This is a genomic window from Alteromonas marina (assembly GCF_000808575.1).
Lineage (GTDB): Bacteria > Pseudomonadota > Gammaproteobacteria > Enterobacterales > Alteromonadaceae > Alteromonas > Alteromonas marina_A.
The window spans coordinates 213013-226696 of record NZ_JWLW01000066.1; the positions used below are offsets into that span (position 1 = coordinate 213013).

A 13684-nucleotide genomic window follows, 5' to 3' on the forward strand; every position below is an offset into this window, starting at 1 on the left:
ATAAATCCTCACATTATTCAAGCGGCAAACTACTGCCCTTGACCTAATTGCAATACACGGCGGAAGATTCGCTTAGTGGTATCCGCTACCTGTACATTCGTTTCATACGCCTTAGACGCCGACATCATATTCGCCATCTCTTCCACAATGTTGACGTTAGGCTTATAGATATATCCGTTTTCATCGGCCATTGGATTATTAGGCGAATACTCCACATTAAGCGGTGCGTCACTTTCTACAATGCCTTTAACCTGAACACCTGCCCCCTTAGACTGATCACGCATGGCATCTTGTAATGCTGTTGCGAAAACTGGATGGCGAGCTCGGTAGGTTTCGTCATAGCTGCTGCTTACCGAGTTTGCGTTGGCGATATTACTGGCCGTGGTGTTAAGGCGAACATTTTCCGCCTCCATACCCGTGCTCGAGATTTGCATAACATTAAATAAACTCATGACTATTGACCTCCTGAGCTAAGCGCTTTTTTCATGCCTTTAATTTTTCCGTTTAAAAATTCGAGGCTAGCTTGGTAACGCAAACCATTATCTAAAAATCGGTTTCTTTCCGCTTGAACTTCAACCGTATTCCCGTCACCAGTGTCTGGCTGAGTCGGAATGCGGTACTGCATGTCAAAATTTGCCGCCACTGACGTGGAATTGCCGCTTAGGTGGCGCTCATTAGTCCGCACCATTTTCGAAGAGTGCCCTGTTGAACTGCCTGATGCCTCTTGCATAGCAGACTGCATGGCTTTATTGAAATCGATGTCTCGTGCTTTATAACCAGGCGTATTAGCGTTGGCCAAATTACCGGCGATCACTTCCATACGCTCGGTACGTATAGTGAGCGCTGATTCGTGAAAACCCACCAACTTATCTAGGTTTATAGCCATAACATGACCTCTGACAAACTTAAGAATATTTCCTGATGACAGATTAAACGCGCGTATTTAAAGTCAGACTTTTGCCGTTTTATTGTCGTTTGAAGAAATAGTTAGCAAGGCAGATGCCAGAATGAGATTTAGAAGGGAAATAGAGTCGTTATAATTCTGACCTGATCTATAAAAGCCTTTATTAATCAGGTCCGTAAATTAAGTTATTTTTTTTGGTAGTAAAGGCCTGGGTGGCACTTTACCATGCTGTATATATCGCTTGCGGCACTGATAGATTCAGATGCGCCAAGGAATAACACGCCCTTAGGCTGCAATTGTCCGGCAATTTGTTGCAGGATCCGCTGTTTTACTTCTGCAGAGAAATAAATCAACACGTTGCGGCAAAATACAATATCAAAACGGCCAAGTGCTGCATAACTCGTGAGCAGGTTTAAACTTCTAAAGCTCACCATACGGCGAACTTCAGGTTTTACCTGCATTAGGCCTTCTTCATTTTGTTGAAAAAATGCTTGTCTTCGTTGGGGAGATAAACCTCTCGCCAACGACAATTCATCATAAATACCAGATTCGCACTTCTGCAACATTTCAGATGATAAATCAGTCGCCACTATTTCGACACCAGCTCTCAAGGCTCCTGGGCGTTGACGTTGAAATTCAAGCACCGACATAGCAATGGAATAAGGTTCCTGACCAGATGAACAAGCAGCACTCCAAATACGGAGTTTTTGGTTCTTTGCAGATAAGGTCGGCAGCAGCTCCTTTATAAGAAGGTCAAACGGATAATTATCGCGAAACCATAATGTTTCGTTAGTAGTCATCGCGTCGATAACGCTTTGCAACAAGGTCCTGTCAAAACCACGTACAACAACATCAATAAGTTCGTCTGCTGACTCATATTTATGCTTAAAAAGCAACGAAGCCAAACGACTCCGAACGAGATATTGTTTATTCTCCCCCAACACTATGCCGCATTGCTTTTCAAGAAACTCTCTAAACTTTAGATAACTTGCAGGCGAAACGTCTTTATTAGCCAATCCGTTTTTGCTCCGTTACTCGCACTCAGTCATTAGCCATTTCTGAACTGCTGTCGCTAATTCGTCTGGATGGAATTTCGCGATAAAGTCATCCGCACCGACTTTCTGTACCATAGCTTGGTTGAAAACACCGCTTAACGACGTGTGCAGTACCACATGAAGTTTCTGAAGTTCGGGTATATTTTTAATTTCTGCAGTAAGGGTATAGCCATCCATTTCCGGCATTTCAATATCTGAGACTAATACACCTACACGATTTGTCACATCGCCGTACTCTTCGGCAATTTCTTTAAGTCGATTGAGTGCCTCAAGACCATTTTTCGCGAGTTCAATTTCAAGCCCTAGCGATGAAAGTGCCTTTTTCACCTGATTTCTCGCTACCGCCGAGTCATCTGCGATGAAGATAATTTTATTCTCTTGCCCTTCGGTAGTCAGTCCTTCAGCAACGTCCGCACTCACTTCAGCATTTAGAGGAGAAATCTCGTTTAGAATTTTTTCCACGTCTAGAATTTCAATGAGTTCGTTTTCAACTTCGGTCACTGCCGTCAAATAGCTTGCTCGCCCTGTCCCTTGTGGCGGTGGCATAATGGCATCCCAGTTGGTATTAATAATACGTTCAACAGCGCCCACCAAAAAACCTTGAACAGAACGGTTGTACTCGGCAATTACAATAAAGGCATTGGAAAGGTCTTCAATCTTTCGACCGCGCGTTGCCATACTTAAATCGATGACCGAAATAGTTTGGCCGCGAATATGCGCTACACCTCGAACCAATGGGTTTAATTTCGGCATTGCAGTAAGCGGCGGACACTGAAGTACCTCGCGCACTTTAAACACGTTAATACCAAACCGTTGACGACCGTTCAGTCTAAACAGCAACAACTCTAAGCGATTCTGCCCAACAAGCTGTGTTCGCTGGTTTACCGAATCTAAAATCCCCGACATAGGTCACCTCTAAGTAATACTGGGCATGATCATTGCCTCTTATGATAAAGATAGACAATATCACTAAATTTTTGCAGGTCAAACGACAGAAAAATGACGCCTATGGTTAATTTAAGCTTCACATGAATTTCAACGTTACCCGCTAGATGAGTCGTTGTCGAAGCATTCTAAGCAAACCTTTGAAGTTTATTTTGTCGCCAAACCTGATATTCACAAACATATATTTTATTAAGCATAGTCAATAACTCGCAAACTGAACACGAAAAGTCATGATGAAAAATATAAACAACAAAATGCGGATTACATTTTATCGCTCGTTCACCAGCTTAGTGCTCGGTTTACTTAGCGCACAATGCTATGGGGCAACGACTAACCATGAGCGAGTTGAAGAAGGTGCTAAGCAGTATTTGATAAATCAACTCATTGATACTACGCAGGATACTAACATTGATGTCGACATTGTGAAGATAGACGATAGGATAAATATTCCTGACTGCCCAACGGGCTTTCAATACAATGCATCGCAGGAAGCACTTAGCCAATCTTACATATCAGTGAGAGTAAGCTGTAAGAACAATGAATGGTATTTGTTTACTAGCGGACAGGTAACGCGCACCAAGGAAATTGTAGTCACTCAAGGAGCAATAAGCCCGGGAACTGTTTTAACGTCATCTAATTTAGCCCTGGCAAAAGTTGACGTACGACGGTTACGTTATACCGCATTTACCGATTTAGATTCGTTGATTGGCGCCAGAATGAAGCGTCGTATCACCGATGGTCAAGCTATACAGTCAAATATGCTATGCTTTGTATGTAAAGGCGACAGAATTACAATTACCGCAGAGGTTGCGGGAATGGAAGTTAAGACGGCAGGAATAGCGCAGCAAGATGGCGTAGTTGGCGATAACATAAAGGTGATTAATGCCAGTAGCCAGAAGGCCGTAATTGCCAGAGTCGCAAGCCCTGAAGAAGTCGTGATACACTTGTAAAAGTGAGCGTGAAATATCTACTAATTTGTTTCCAATTTAGCTAAAGATATTAGCCTAAAGGCCGATATATATCACAGAGGCAAAAGAGTAGTGAGGACCAGATATGGCAATTAACAATATAAACAATGGGTTACCTAAAACACCCGTTGATAACGGGAAAGTTGCGCAGCAAAATCAGACGCAACAATCTCAACAACAAGCTTCAGCGCAGTCGGCACAAACAGCTCCAGCGCCAAGACAAGACTCGGTTTCATTGACGCAATCTGCTCAGCAGTTGAATCAAGTGCAAAAGAAAGGGTCTGAAGCACCTGTGAACCAAGAGAAAGTGGACCGCCTTAAGAAAGCGATCCAAAGCGGTGATTACAAAGTAAATCCAGAGGCGTTGGCGAATAAAATAGCGAAACTTGAATCCGAGATTTTTGGCGCTAAATAATTCTTCGTTAATTTAATCGGTGTTACGTAATCGATCGCAGCAATTAATATCCGTATCATGAGATAAGTACAGTGACAGAACAAGCAAGCGAACTAAAACAAGCATTATCACGTCAAGTAGAGCAGATGTCTTCACTTGCCGCTTTGCTTGAGAAAGAATTGCAGCTTATTAGCTCACGTGATGCTGAATCTTTAATGAATTTATTGGATGAAAAAACAACCCTTCTGACGTCTATCCAAGCGCTGGATGCCAGTATTGAAAGTGCTATCGGCAGCGAAGTTACAATGTCGGAAGAAGATGAAGCGTTAATGGCTGACGCTAAGAAGCTTCTCGAAGATTGTAAGTATCGAACACAGGTCAATCAAAAAGCCGTAGAGCAAGGACAGCTACGCCTCACACATTTGCGAAATTTGATGATGGAAGTTCGAGCAAAAGAGTCGCTTACTTATGACAAAAAAGGGAAACCGAAAGGCGGAACTTTGGGCTCCGGAGTGAGTGCTTAGGCGTTTACGCCGCGGTGTCTATGCCGCACCAGCAGGTAATTTCACGCCCTTATTACGCACCTTTATGTGCTGAATGACGAGGTTGCTGGTGCAATTCTCCTTTGGATTACCTCTAGTAATACTTTACATCCTTCACTCGACGTGGCTTTGCAGTTGACAAGTAAATATCGTATACCTGCTGCATGTCTAGAGAAAGCTCGGTAACGTAGGTATCATCTCCCACAGGATAAGTCTTTATCACCTCGGCACCTCTTATCACTCCTTCGACCGACGCGCGTAATGTTTCGCTGTCAACAACAAGACCAGATACAGACTGACTACCTTCAATTTTTTGACCATATACCTGCTCGGTTAACTCACGGTATGCATCTAATTTTGACGCTTTCATTGCCATGATCAATTTCATACTGTCGGACTCGCCATTTTGCGATGAAATAGGCGCATAGCCCACAGCCTTTAAAACAGGATAAGTTTCAGGCTCAACAGTTTCCCATTCAACGTGTTTATCGATAACGCCGCAACCGCTCAATGAGATTGCTAGGCCAAATATGGAAGACCGCAAAAGTAACCTTGAATGCTTTAGTCTGTTCAACCACATAACGTAAAACCTCTGTATGCATCAGTAACGAGTTAGTGACATGTAAATGTTGATCTTATTAATCTTTATAAGCTAATAGCATTTCATCAAAGCGTAATGAATAACGTCAAACTCCATAAAGTCGCTTTGCAGTCACATACCTTAGTAATAGGGAAATAAGCAATAAATGCGCCCGTTTTTTTCAAAGACAACTTCTCTCTTTAATTGGCACTTTTTTCGCATAGTTCCCACCAAGGTTACGACATTATTTCAGCGCAATAACTAAGCAACCACAGAGGTGCAACGTGCGAAAACCGAGCAGAACAGCGCTTATGGCATGTTTAAGTAGAATCATGGCGGCAGTTTGCCTACTAGGCCTTGTGGCGGGGCAAGTCCATGCCGTTTGGTATGAAGCTACCGGGCAAGCCGTGGTAGTGAATGGTAATAAAGAAGCAGCAAAACGCGCTGCAACACAAGATGCGCTTAAACAAGCTATGTTGTTTGCTGGGGCATCCGTGCAAAGCGTAGCCAATTTAGCCAACGGACTTCTGAAAAACGAAGAGATGACTATTCGCTCAACGGGCGAAGTCGAACAATTAGAACTTGTGAGCGAAATTTATAACGGTGATGTAGTCACGGTTAGTGTGCGTGCAGACATATTTCCCAGAGGAAAAATATGCTCAGCGCAGCAGGACGAAAAGCACTTTGCGACAACACATTTTAGGATAAGAAACAGAGCGCAATTAACCCTAGGAAATATTCCGAACTTTGATAAAGCGTTTACACAACGTTTAGCAAAGGCCTTGCAAGAACAGACAGATAATCTGAGCCTTACTTACGTTGCGCCCCATACTGCAAAGTTTGATAGCCGCTATACCGACCAAAACGTTCGTACGCTGTCAGATCAAAGTAACACGCAATTCGTTATTATCGGGGTTATTGATGATTTAAGCGTTACGCAAAAAGAGGCATCCGTATTTACACCGTGGCGAAGCAACACTTCACATCGTGCGTTTGCGATGTCTGTACAAGTTTATGACGGAATAAACGGCGGTCTGTTGTTCAGTTCCTCTTACGATACTAACGAAGAGTGGGCATTTGATAGGTTTGAAGACGTCGATGAATTTTCGTCAACCTTTTGGCAGTCGCGCTACGGCCAAGCAATAGACGGGGCGATCAATCAATTAATAGAAGATATTAAAGAAGCGACAGCCTGCCAACCAGTTACTGGGCGAGTCATCAGTATTGCGAACAATAAAATTTCGATATCTCTCGGACGAGATAATGGCATTTCTGAAAAAGATGAACTATACCTTTATCAAGCCAAAGAAGTGGTCGACAATCGCGGTAGAAAATATCTTCAATATACGCTCTACCCTGGTACATTTATTGTTGATAGTGCATTTGGCAATTCGTCTGTGGTGGTCAACGCTACGACGGGCATTACGGCGAATATTCAGGAAAACGATTTTGTAGTTAAGAAATAACTCAGCTTTCTCTTTATCAATTACTTATCGCTATGGTTGGAATATCAACAAGGTCGTGTTATATCTATAACAACGTATCATATTCGATACTTAAAATTTAGGTAGAGGCAAGTACTCTACCTTATACTTTAGTATGACCTATACAAATCAAATATGACCCTTTCTCTGTTTGCGTCGCATTGCTTAGCATTAGTAGGCTTGTTACTGGCTGGACAACAACTGAGGGATCACTACGTAATCGAGTTCCCAAAACTCGAACAGGAAGTTAAAAATAATTTTGGAGCTGACAAAGTATTACATGTCAGCGCGCTAGAAATAAGACTTCACGACCTTGAAAATAAGGCCGTTAAAGAGCAGCTTATCGGTGTAAACGCTTTCTTTGACGAGCATATCCAATACGCCACTGACGATGTCGTTTTTAAAGAAAAGGACTATTGGGCAACACCTTCTGAACTTTTTGGCCATTCTCGCGGAGATTGTGAGGATTATGCCATTGCAAAATACGTAGCTCTGCTACACTTAGGTATCGATAGCTCTAAACTTCGCTTAATTTATGTTAAAGCAAAGATTGGTAGAAGCCGGGTAACCCAAGCACACATGGTTTTAGGATACTATGACACCCCTTCATCGGATCCTCTAGTGCTCGACAGCTTAGTGTCTAATGTGTTGCCAGGCTCTCAACGGACAGACTTAATTCCTGTTTTCAGTTTTAATGATTCAGGAATTTGGCAGCCTGGGAAAACGGCGCAAGTCTCGACTTCTACAAGCAGACTATCAAGGTGGCGTGACGTTATTGAACGCATGAAGCAAGAGGGGATTAGCAGAAGGTCTTAGGAGTTTATGTCAATAACAAGAGAATTATGGCTTGCCATAGCAGCTGTCGTCCTTGTTGCAATTGCGGGTAGTGTCACAATTCATGGGTTTACTACGAAACAATACGTAGAAGAACAACTTTATTCAAAAAACTTAGACAATGCGAGTATGCTTGCTCTAACGTTAAGTGGCCTTGAAAAAGACCCTGTTTCTTTAGACCTCTTTATCATGTCACAATTTGATATTGGTCATTATGCCTCTATCGTACTTCAAAAATCTGATGGCGAAATTGTTACTGCGCATACACATGAAGTGCAATTAGATAAGGATACACCGCAGTGGTTCTCAGATAACTTTTCCCCCATCGTTAAACCAGGCGTTGCTCAAGTAAGCGAAGGATGGGGTCAGTACGGCACGGTTTATGTAGAGACCGACACTAGCTTTGCGGTTGCATCTATGTGGCGAGCTACACAGCGACTTATTTTCGGTTTATCACTTGTAGGTATATGTGCGGGCCTATTGGGAGGCTGGGCATTACGCTTCATTATTCGCCCTCTAGATGGTGTTGTGCGCCAGGCTGAATCATTCCAGAAAATGCAATTTATCCAGCTCAAAGAGCCTCGCACATTAGAGCTCAAGCGTGTTGTACGCGCGATGAACTTTCTCGCCACTAATTCTAGAAAGATCATGGAGGAAGAGAACACGCGTCTTGATATTATGCGCTACAAAACGCAATTCGATGACGAGTCTGGTGTAGCAAATAGGGATTATTTCATTTCAATTCTAAAAGGACAGCTGGCTTTTAGAGACACGGAAGGTGTGAACTGCCTTTTCTTTGTTAGATTCACCGAAGGCGAAGGCTTTTTACGCACACCTGCAGCAACCAGAAAAAAGCGTATTCGTGATTTCGTTGGGGAAATTAACGACTGCTTATCACTACATCATCATCAGTTTACCGACAGCCGGATTGCAAGAATGCAGAAAAACGAGTTTGCTATTCTGCTTACAGAAACCCATGACGCTATGGGTATTTCAGAAGCGGTCCACGGCGCTTGCTTGAGTGCATTCAGTGAAGCAGGCGATCCGAAGGTATTCCAATCTGTTGTTAAACTTCGTCCTGACGACAGTTTTTCTGCCTTGTTAATGCGGGCAGATGCGATGATTGACGAAGCAGAATTATTGGATATGGACGAACCCTTCATAGAGTCAACACTCAAAGAATTTATTAGCTTAGTAGAGCAAAAACGCTGGGAAAAAGAACTTCAAAATACTATTGAAGAGTGTGGCGTAGAAACCTTTAACTTCCCCGTTTTGGATATTGATCGCAATTTGGTTCACTACCAAAGTTGGGCGGGAGTAACTATAGATGGCGAACTAAGAAAAAGTGGTTATTATACCCACTGGGCTCGCTATTTGGGGCTTTTACCTCAGCTCGAGCTAACTACGATTACTAGCCTAATTAACTACATAAACCGCACCAATACAGATTCGAAGTTTGCCTTTTTGTGCTCTGAGCAATTAATGCTTAATCCTGAAGTTCTTGCTCAACTTTATTATCAGATTGGTAGCAACGAAAAAGCTGCAAAACAATTATGTTTCGAGGTACGCGAATCTACCGCTACGCGCTTCCCTGATGAGTTTAGAGATTTTTGTACAACGCTCAAAGCCAAAGAATGCGAAGTGGGTTTAAAGCGAGTTGGAGAATCCTTCTCTCAATTGTTGAACGTTCAAGAGATGGGGTTGGATTATGTGAAAATCGATTCAGCGTTCATGTCAGACATCGACTACAACCCAGCTAACCACGCCTTTATACGTGGCTTCTGCTCTCTTGCACATACTTTTGGCATAAAGGTCTATGCAGACGGCGTAAAGCGTTCAGATTACCAAGAACTATTCATTGAATTAGGGATAGACGGTGTGGTCTCGCATATTGAAGTTATAGAGCATCTTTTAGATGACTAAACTCACCTATACGAAGCAATAAGCTTATCCGGTCTTTCGCTTCAAACTTGTGAAGGAGCGTACCAACATATTCTTTAACGGTACGCTCAGTAATACCATGCTCTCTTGCTATCTCTTTGTTACTTAACCCTTCCAAGATACCATTCAATACATCTTTTTCTCGGTTTGTAAGTTCTTGCAATGAGGGTAGAACCCGCTTCGTTTGCATATTAGCGGCTATATTTGATGTGGTCTGTGTTAATAATTCATTGGGCAACCACATGCCTCCCGCCTCAATAACACGTGCTACCGAAGAGAGTAGAGATTGTGTACCCAATGCATGGCAGTACGCTCTAGCGCCTAACATTAACGCCGTTTGCATCTCTGTCCGGTCATATTTGTAAGTTAGCAGTACAAGGTTATTTACTTTTTGTTTGGCTTCTATCAGCTGTTGGCGCCAGCTATCACCGGCTGTCAAAACCCAAACGCAATCGCTATTATCACACTTTAATTCAGTGATACTACTGTAACTAGACCATGAGTATTGGGTGGGTGCACCTTGCAAGTCTTTTTCAGCAATGAAATGTCTCATTAACGCTCCCGCAGCGCAGAGGCTGTCACATTAAACAAAGGCGACAAAATATAGTTAAGTACCGTTTTCTTTCCCGTCAAAATGTCTACTTGCACAATCATACCTGGCAGAATATCAAGAGACTCATCGGCGATACTGCGCTTTGTTTCAAGTCTTACAAGGTAATAAGTTTCATCTTTGTCATTGGTGATAGCGTCGGCACTAATATGCTGAACTTCGGCCGACATTCCGCCATAAATGGTAAAGTCGTAAGCACTAAACTTAAGAATGGCAGGCTGCCCCTCTCTTATAAATGCGATATCCTTTGGTGAAACTTTTGCTTCGACAATGAGTTGATCATCTTGAGGAACAAGCTCAACAACGGCACTACCAGGCGTAATAACGCCGCCAACCGTATTAATAAGTAGCCGTTGAACCGTTCCATTAATCGGCGAACGTAAATCCGCTTGCGATACCACATCTTCCAAACTGGTTTGAGATTGCTGAAGCGTCGCCATTTCAGCGGTGGCTTCGGTCAATTCTTGATTCCATCGATTAACGAGTTTAAGACGTGCTTCTTCCTTCTTAATTATTTCTTCTTCAATGGCGTTTAAACCACGCTCAATCGCAACTTTAGATTTAGTAATATTTCCTTCTAGCTCTACTATTTGACGCTCTAAACGAAGGATTTCTATTTCTGAAACCGCACCTGATGCTAACAATGGTTTGGTTACCGCAAGCTCTTTTTGAGAAAGAGAAAGCACATTCTGATATTGAGAAAGGTTTGCCCGTTCTTCTTCTACATCCTGTCGACGCTGCATAATTCGAGAATCTGACCCCGCAGCCACTTCATCAAGTTCAGCTAAATTTGAGTTGTAGAGTTTTCGTTCGTTATCAACAATGGTAGGTGCCTGTTCGCGAAGATTTCGATTAAAACGCAACACTTCTCCCTGAGTCAGTGCTGACAAGCGCTGAACCTTCGCAGCAAGTGCTGCAAATTGCGTGGTATTCTCTTCCAAACTGGACAAAAAACGTGTCGGGTCTACTTTCAACAACACCTGCCCTGCTTTAACCGTTTGTCCTTCGCGTACTAAAATCTCCTGTACTATCCCGCCATCGTAAGACTGCAGCACTTGAAGCTGTTGAGATGGAATAACTTTGCCATCACCTTTGGCAACTTCGTCAATTTCTGCGAAGTAAGACCACACCACCAACAGAAACAGCGCTATAACTACTGCATAGAGTAAACCACGGGCTTTCACTGGCGTTTGCATAATGCGTGACCATTCAGCTTCTAACACCCAATCTTGACCTGGGGGCGGCGCAAGCCAGCCTCGCATAAGCCGCTGTAACCAGTCTTTTTTCTCACCATCACTTTTCAAAATCATGGTGCCCTCTTCAATACTTGACTGGGCTGCTTAAACTGCACTAGCACTTCTTCCTTCTTACCGTCGGCAATCACTTTTCCGTTTTCTACTACAATTACCCGCTCTACCAAATCAAGCAGTGTGGTTCTGTGCGTATTAATAATAAGAGTCTTACCCGCTGTCGCCGCCTTGATCGTTTCCTTCATTTGCGCTTCATTGGTCGAGTCCATGGCTGAAGTAGGTTCATCCATAATGTAGATGGCAGGGTCTCGCACTATGGCTCTTGCCATAGCCACAGCTTGACGTTGCCCGCCAGATAACAAGCAGCCGCGCTCTCCTACATTCTGCTCTATGCCACTCGCGCTTCCATTAACAAGCTTTGCCAAACCACATTGAGTTATGACCTCCCAAAACTCAGCGTCGTCGATATGCGTGTCATCTGGCAAGATATTGTCTTTTAGTGAGCCATGAAAAAGGCTCACGTCTTGCGGTACATAGCCTATTTGTTTACGTAGTAGCGTAGGGTCATATTGCTGTAGGTCTATTCCGTCCAACAAAAGTTGCCCGGATTCAGGACGGTAAAAAGCCATGAGGAGCTTATTTAAGGTTGATTTTCCACATCCGTTTTTACCCAAGATGGCAACGTGCTCTCCTTGCTTGATAGAGAAGCTCATGTCTTTTAGCGCAAGAACGGTTTCGTCGGGATACTTAAAGCAGAGCTGGCTAGCGTCAATATTTCCTTTAAGCACAACGTTGTTTTTTATTTGTTTATTCCTGCCTGTTTCACTTGGCAGCGACATAATGTCATCAAGGGCATTCTTTGCGGTTTCAGCGTGATGAAATTGTGCAAGCAAAGCAGCAGCCTGAGAAACCGGTCCCATAGCTCGGCTTGATAGTAAATAAGCAGCAATCAACCCACCTTGGGTAATTACCCCCTCAATAATGAGGTAAACGCCAGTGAGGATGATAACCACACCCACCGATTGCTGGATCCAAAGCGCTGCGTTATTTACCGACATTGATACTAAACGGAGTTTAGCGTTCACTTTAGCTAGAAATATCGTCTGCTTTTCCCACGCACTTTGGTTTCTACTTTGGTAACCGAAGGCTTTAACGTCCTCTAAAGACGTTACGCTTTCAGTCACAAGCGAACTTTTACGAGAACTGATTTCCATCGATTCTTCTGACAAAGAGCGCATTACCCGCTGCGCTTTCAGGGCATAAAGAAAAAGCGCAGTGGCGCCAATAAGGATTGGAATGATCAGATAAAAATCGATCATAGCGATAATAACCACAAACAGTAGCCCAAAAGGTAAATCTACTAGAGCCACTAAAGTGACAGAACCAAAGAACTGACGGATACTCTCAAAAGACTGTAGACTGTTTATAAATGAACCGCTTTTAGCAGGTTTGCTTGCCAAATTTATAGACAGCACTTTTTCCATTATTTTTGCCGACAGCGTGACATCCAACCGGCTCGCCGCCAGTTCAACGAAGTACTGCCGAAGCATGCGTAGTAAAAAATCTGCCGCTAGCACAAGTAAAACGCCAACAGCTAGCGCCCACAATGTCTCCAACGCTGCGTTTGGAACTACCCTGTCGTAAACATTCATCACAAATAGGGGTAATGCGATAGAGAGCAAACTGATAAATACAGATGCTAAGAGTACGTCACGATATAAGCCTTTTGCCGTTCTTATAGATGACCACAACCAGTGCCCCACTGATGACTTATCAATTTGAGCATTGGTATCTTGCGCGTTCATTTCAGGCCGAGCAAAAATGACGTACCCCGTATAGCAGGCGCTTAGTTCATCTCTAGGTACTTCCACCACAGCATCGTCGAGTTCTGGATAAGAAACTCTGGCATGTGTTTTATCGAGCCCATGCAGTACACAGGCCTGCTTCTCATTAAGCACTAAAACAGCGGGTAAAATTGCAGTGTTGATATGGTCTAGTTCGCGCTTTACCGTTCTGCTGGCGAGTCCCGCGCGTTTTGCTGCGCGCTCAAATCCAGTAGGTGATAGTTCACCGTGATCTAAAGGCAGCCCGCTAAGCAAGCTAACTCGAGATACATCTAAATGGTGGGCGTGACAGATTGTTATTAAACAATCCATCAACACTCCCCCTTGTCTCTC

General features: G+C 43.4%; 14 protein-coding genes. 6 read left to right on the plus strand and 8 right to left on the minus strand.

Annotated elements, in window-relative coordinates:
* Nucleotides 1-29: 29 nt before the first annotated feature.
* From flgC to RJ41_RS16735, 4 genes are all read right to left on the minus strand, one after another.
* A complete protein-coding gene (flgC, locus tag RJ41_RS16720; RefSeq protein ID WP_025254327.1) occupies nucleotides 30-452 on the minus strand; it encodes a flagellar basal body rod protein FlgC in 423 nt (140 codons plus the stop codon).
* 2 nt (nucleotides 453-454) lie between these two features.
* Complete coding sequence (gene flgB, locus RJ41_RS16725; protein ID WP_039223176.1) at nucleotides 455-886, minus strand: flagellar basal body rod protein FlgB; 432 nt, start codon at nucleotides 884-886, stop codon at nucleotides 455-457.
* Between the two features lie 203 nt (nucleotides 887-1089).
* Nucleotides 1090-1920 (minus strand): CheR family methyltransferase, encoded by an 831-nt coding sequence (locus tag RJ41_RS16730; protein ID WP_039223179.1) that lies wholly within the window; start codon nucleotides 1918-1920, stop codon nucleotides 1090-1092.
* A gap of 15 nt (nucleotides 1921-1935) precedes the next feature.
* Nucleotides 1936-2865, minus strand: coding sequence for a chemotaxis protein CheV (locus RJ41_RS16735; RefSeq protein WP_039223181.1), 930 nt, complete (start codon nucleotides 2863-2865; stop codon nucleotides 1936-1938).
* 269 nt (nucleotides 2866-3134) lie between these two features.
* Between RJ41_RS16735 and flgA the strand changes: the two genes are divergently transcribed.
* The 3 genes from flgA (at nucleotide 3135) to flgN (ending at nucleotide 4790) form a co-directional block, all read left to right on the plus strand.
* A complete protein-coding gene (flgA, locus tag RJ41_RS16740) occupies nucleotides 3135-3854 on the plus strand; it encodes a flagellar basal body P-ring formation chaperone FlgA (protein ID WP_240485818.1) in 720 nt (239 codons plus the stop codon).
* A gap of 103 nt (nucleotides 3855-3957) precedes the next feature.
* Nucleotides 3958-4287: a flagellar biosynthesis anti-sigma factor FlgM gene (gene flgM, locus RJ41_RS16745; protein WP_039223183.1), complete on the plus strand. Its 330-nt coding sequence runs from the start codon at nucleotides 3958-3960 to the stop codon at nucleotides 4285-4287.
* Between the two features lie 71 nt (nucleotides 4288-4358).
* Complete coding sequence (flgN, locus tag RJ41_RS16750; protein ID WP_039223186.1) at nucleotides 4359-4790, plus strand: flagellar export chaperone FlgN; 432 nt, start codon at nucleotides 4359-4361, stop codon at nucleotides 4788-4790.
* 112 nt (nucleotides 4791-4902) lie between these two features.
* Here the strand turns inward: flgN and RJ41_RS16755 are convergent, their stop codons facing one another.
* Nucleotides 4903-5388, minus strand: a complete 486-nt coding sequence (locus RJ41_RS16755; RefSeq protein ID WP_039223188.1) for an LPP20 family lipoprotein — start codon at nucleotides 5386-5388, stop codon at nucleotides 4903-4905.
* A 332-nt stretch (nucleotides 5389-5720) separates the two neighbouring features.
* Between RJ41_RS16755 and RJ41_RS16760 the strand changes: the two genes are divergently transcribed.
* The 3 genes from RJ41_RS16760 to RJ41_RS16770 all read left to right on the plus strand — a co-directional run bounded on the left by RJ41_RS16760 (nucleotide 5721) and on the right by RJ41_RS16770 (nucleotide 9629).
* Entirely contained in the window at nucleotides 5721-6854 is a 1134-nt protein-coding gene (locus RJ41_RS16760) for a flagellar assembly protein T N-terminal domain-containing protein (protein WP_240485819.1), read from the plus strand.
* 153 nt (nucleotides 6855-7007) lie between these two features.
* Nucleotides 7008-7688, plus strand: coding sequence for a transglutaminase-like cysteine peptidase (locus RJ41_RS16765; protein WP_039223194.1), 681 nt, complete (start codon nucleotides 7008-7010; stop codon nucleotides 7686-7688).
* A 6-nt stretch (nucleotides 7689-7694) separates the two neighbouring features.
* Entirely contained in the window at nucleotides 7695-9629 is a 1935-nt protein-coding gene (locus RJ41_RS16770; RefSeq protein WP_039223196.1) for a bifunctional diguanylate cyclase/phosphodiesterase, read from the plus strand.
* On the opposite strand, the gene RJ41_RS16775 is transcribed toward RJ41_RS16770, so the two are convergent.
* Genes RJ41_RS16775 through RJ41_RS16785 form a run of 3 tightly spaced genes read right to left on the minus strand, consistent with a single transcriptional unit; the run spans nucleotide 9604 to nucleotide 13663 of the window.
* The gene (locus tag RJ41_RS16775; protein WP_039223198.1) at nucleotides 9604-10200 is read right to left on the minus strand and encodes a response regulator transcription factor; all 597 of its coding nucleotides are present in this window, start codon (nucleotides 10198-10200) and stop codon (nucleotides 9604-9606) included. The genes RJ41_RS16770 and RJ41_RS16775 overlap by 26 nt on opposite strands.
* Nucleotides 10200-11567, minus strand: coding sequence for an HlyD family type I secretion periplasmic adaptor subunit (locus RJ41_RS16780; protein WP_039223201.1), 1368 nt, complete (start codon nucleotides 11565-11567; stop codon nucleotides 10200-10202). The genes RJ41_RS16775 and RJ41_RS16780 overlap by 1 nt, the downstream gene beginning before the upstream one ends.
* Nucleotides 11564-13663, minus strand: a complete 2100-nt coding sequence (locus RJ41_RS16785; RefSeq protein WP_039223203.1) for a type I secretion system permease/ATPase — start codon at nucleotides 13661-13663, stop codon at nucleotides 11564-11566. The genes RJ41_RS16780 and RJ41_RS16785 overlap by 4 nt, the downstream gene beginning before the upstream one ends.
* Nucleotides 13664-13684: the final 21 nt, after the last annotated feature.

Bases quoted from the DNA above. Each gene is read 5' to 3' on its own strand.
- RJ41_RS16780 (WP_039223201.1), bottom strand. From the start codon at position 11,567: ATGATTTTGAAAAGTGATGGTGAGAAAAAAGACTGGTTACAGCGGCTT.
- RJ41_RS16735 (WP_039223181.1), bottom strand. From the start codon at position 2,865: ATGTCGGGGATTTTAGATTCGGTAAACCAGCGAACACAGCTTGTTGGG.
- flgC (WP_025254327.1), bottom strand. From the start codon at position 452: ATGAGTTTATTTAATGTTATGCAAATCTCGAGCACGGGTATGGAGGCG.
- RJ41_RS16770 (WP_039223196.1), top strand. From the start codon at position 7,695: ATGTCAATAACAAGAGAATTATGGCTTGCCATAGCAGCTGTCGTCCTT.
- RJ41_RS16760 (WP_240485819.1), top strand. From the start codon at position 5,721: ATGGCGGCAGTTTGCCTACTAGGCCTTGTGGCGGGGCAAGTCCATGCC.
- RJ41_RS16775 (WP_039223198.1), bottom strand. From the start codon at position 10,200: ATGAGACATTTCATTGCTGAAAAAGACTTGCAAGGTGCACCCACCCAA.
- RJ41_RS16755 (WP_039223188.1), bottom strand. From the start codon at position 5,388: ATGTGGTTGAACAGACTAAAGCATTCAAGGTTACTTTTGCGGTCTTCC.
- RJ41_RS16785 (WP_039223203.1), bottom strand. From the start codon at position 13,663: ATGGATTGTTTAATAACAATCTGTCACGCCCACCATTTAGATGTATCT.
- flgM (WP_039223183.1), top strand. From the start codon at position 3,958: ATGGCAATTAACAATATAAACAATGGGTTACCTAAAACACCCGTTGAT.
- RJ41_RS16765 (WP_039223194.1), top strand. From the start codon at position 7,008: ATGACCCTTTCTCTGTTTGCGTCGCATTGCTTAGCATTAGTAGGCTTG.
- flgB (WP_039223176.1), bottom strand. From the start codon at position 886: ATGGCTATAAACCTAGATAAGTTGGTGGGTTTTCACGAATCAGCGCTC.
- flgA (WP_240485818.1), top strand. From the start codon at position 3,135: ATGATGAAAAATATAAACAACAAAATGCGGATTACATTTTATCGCTCG.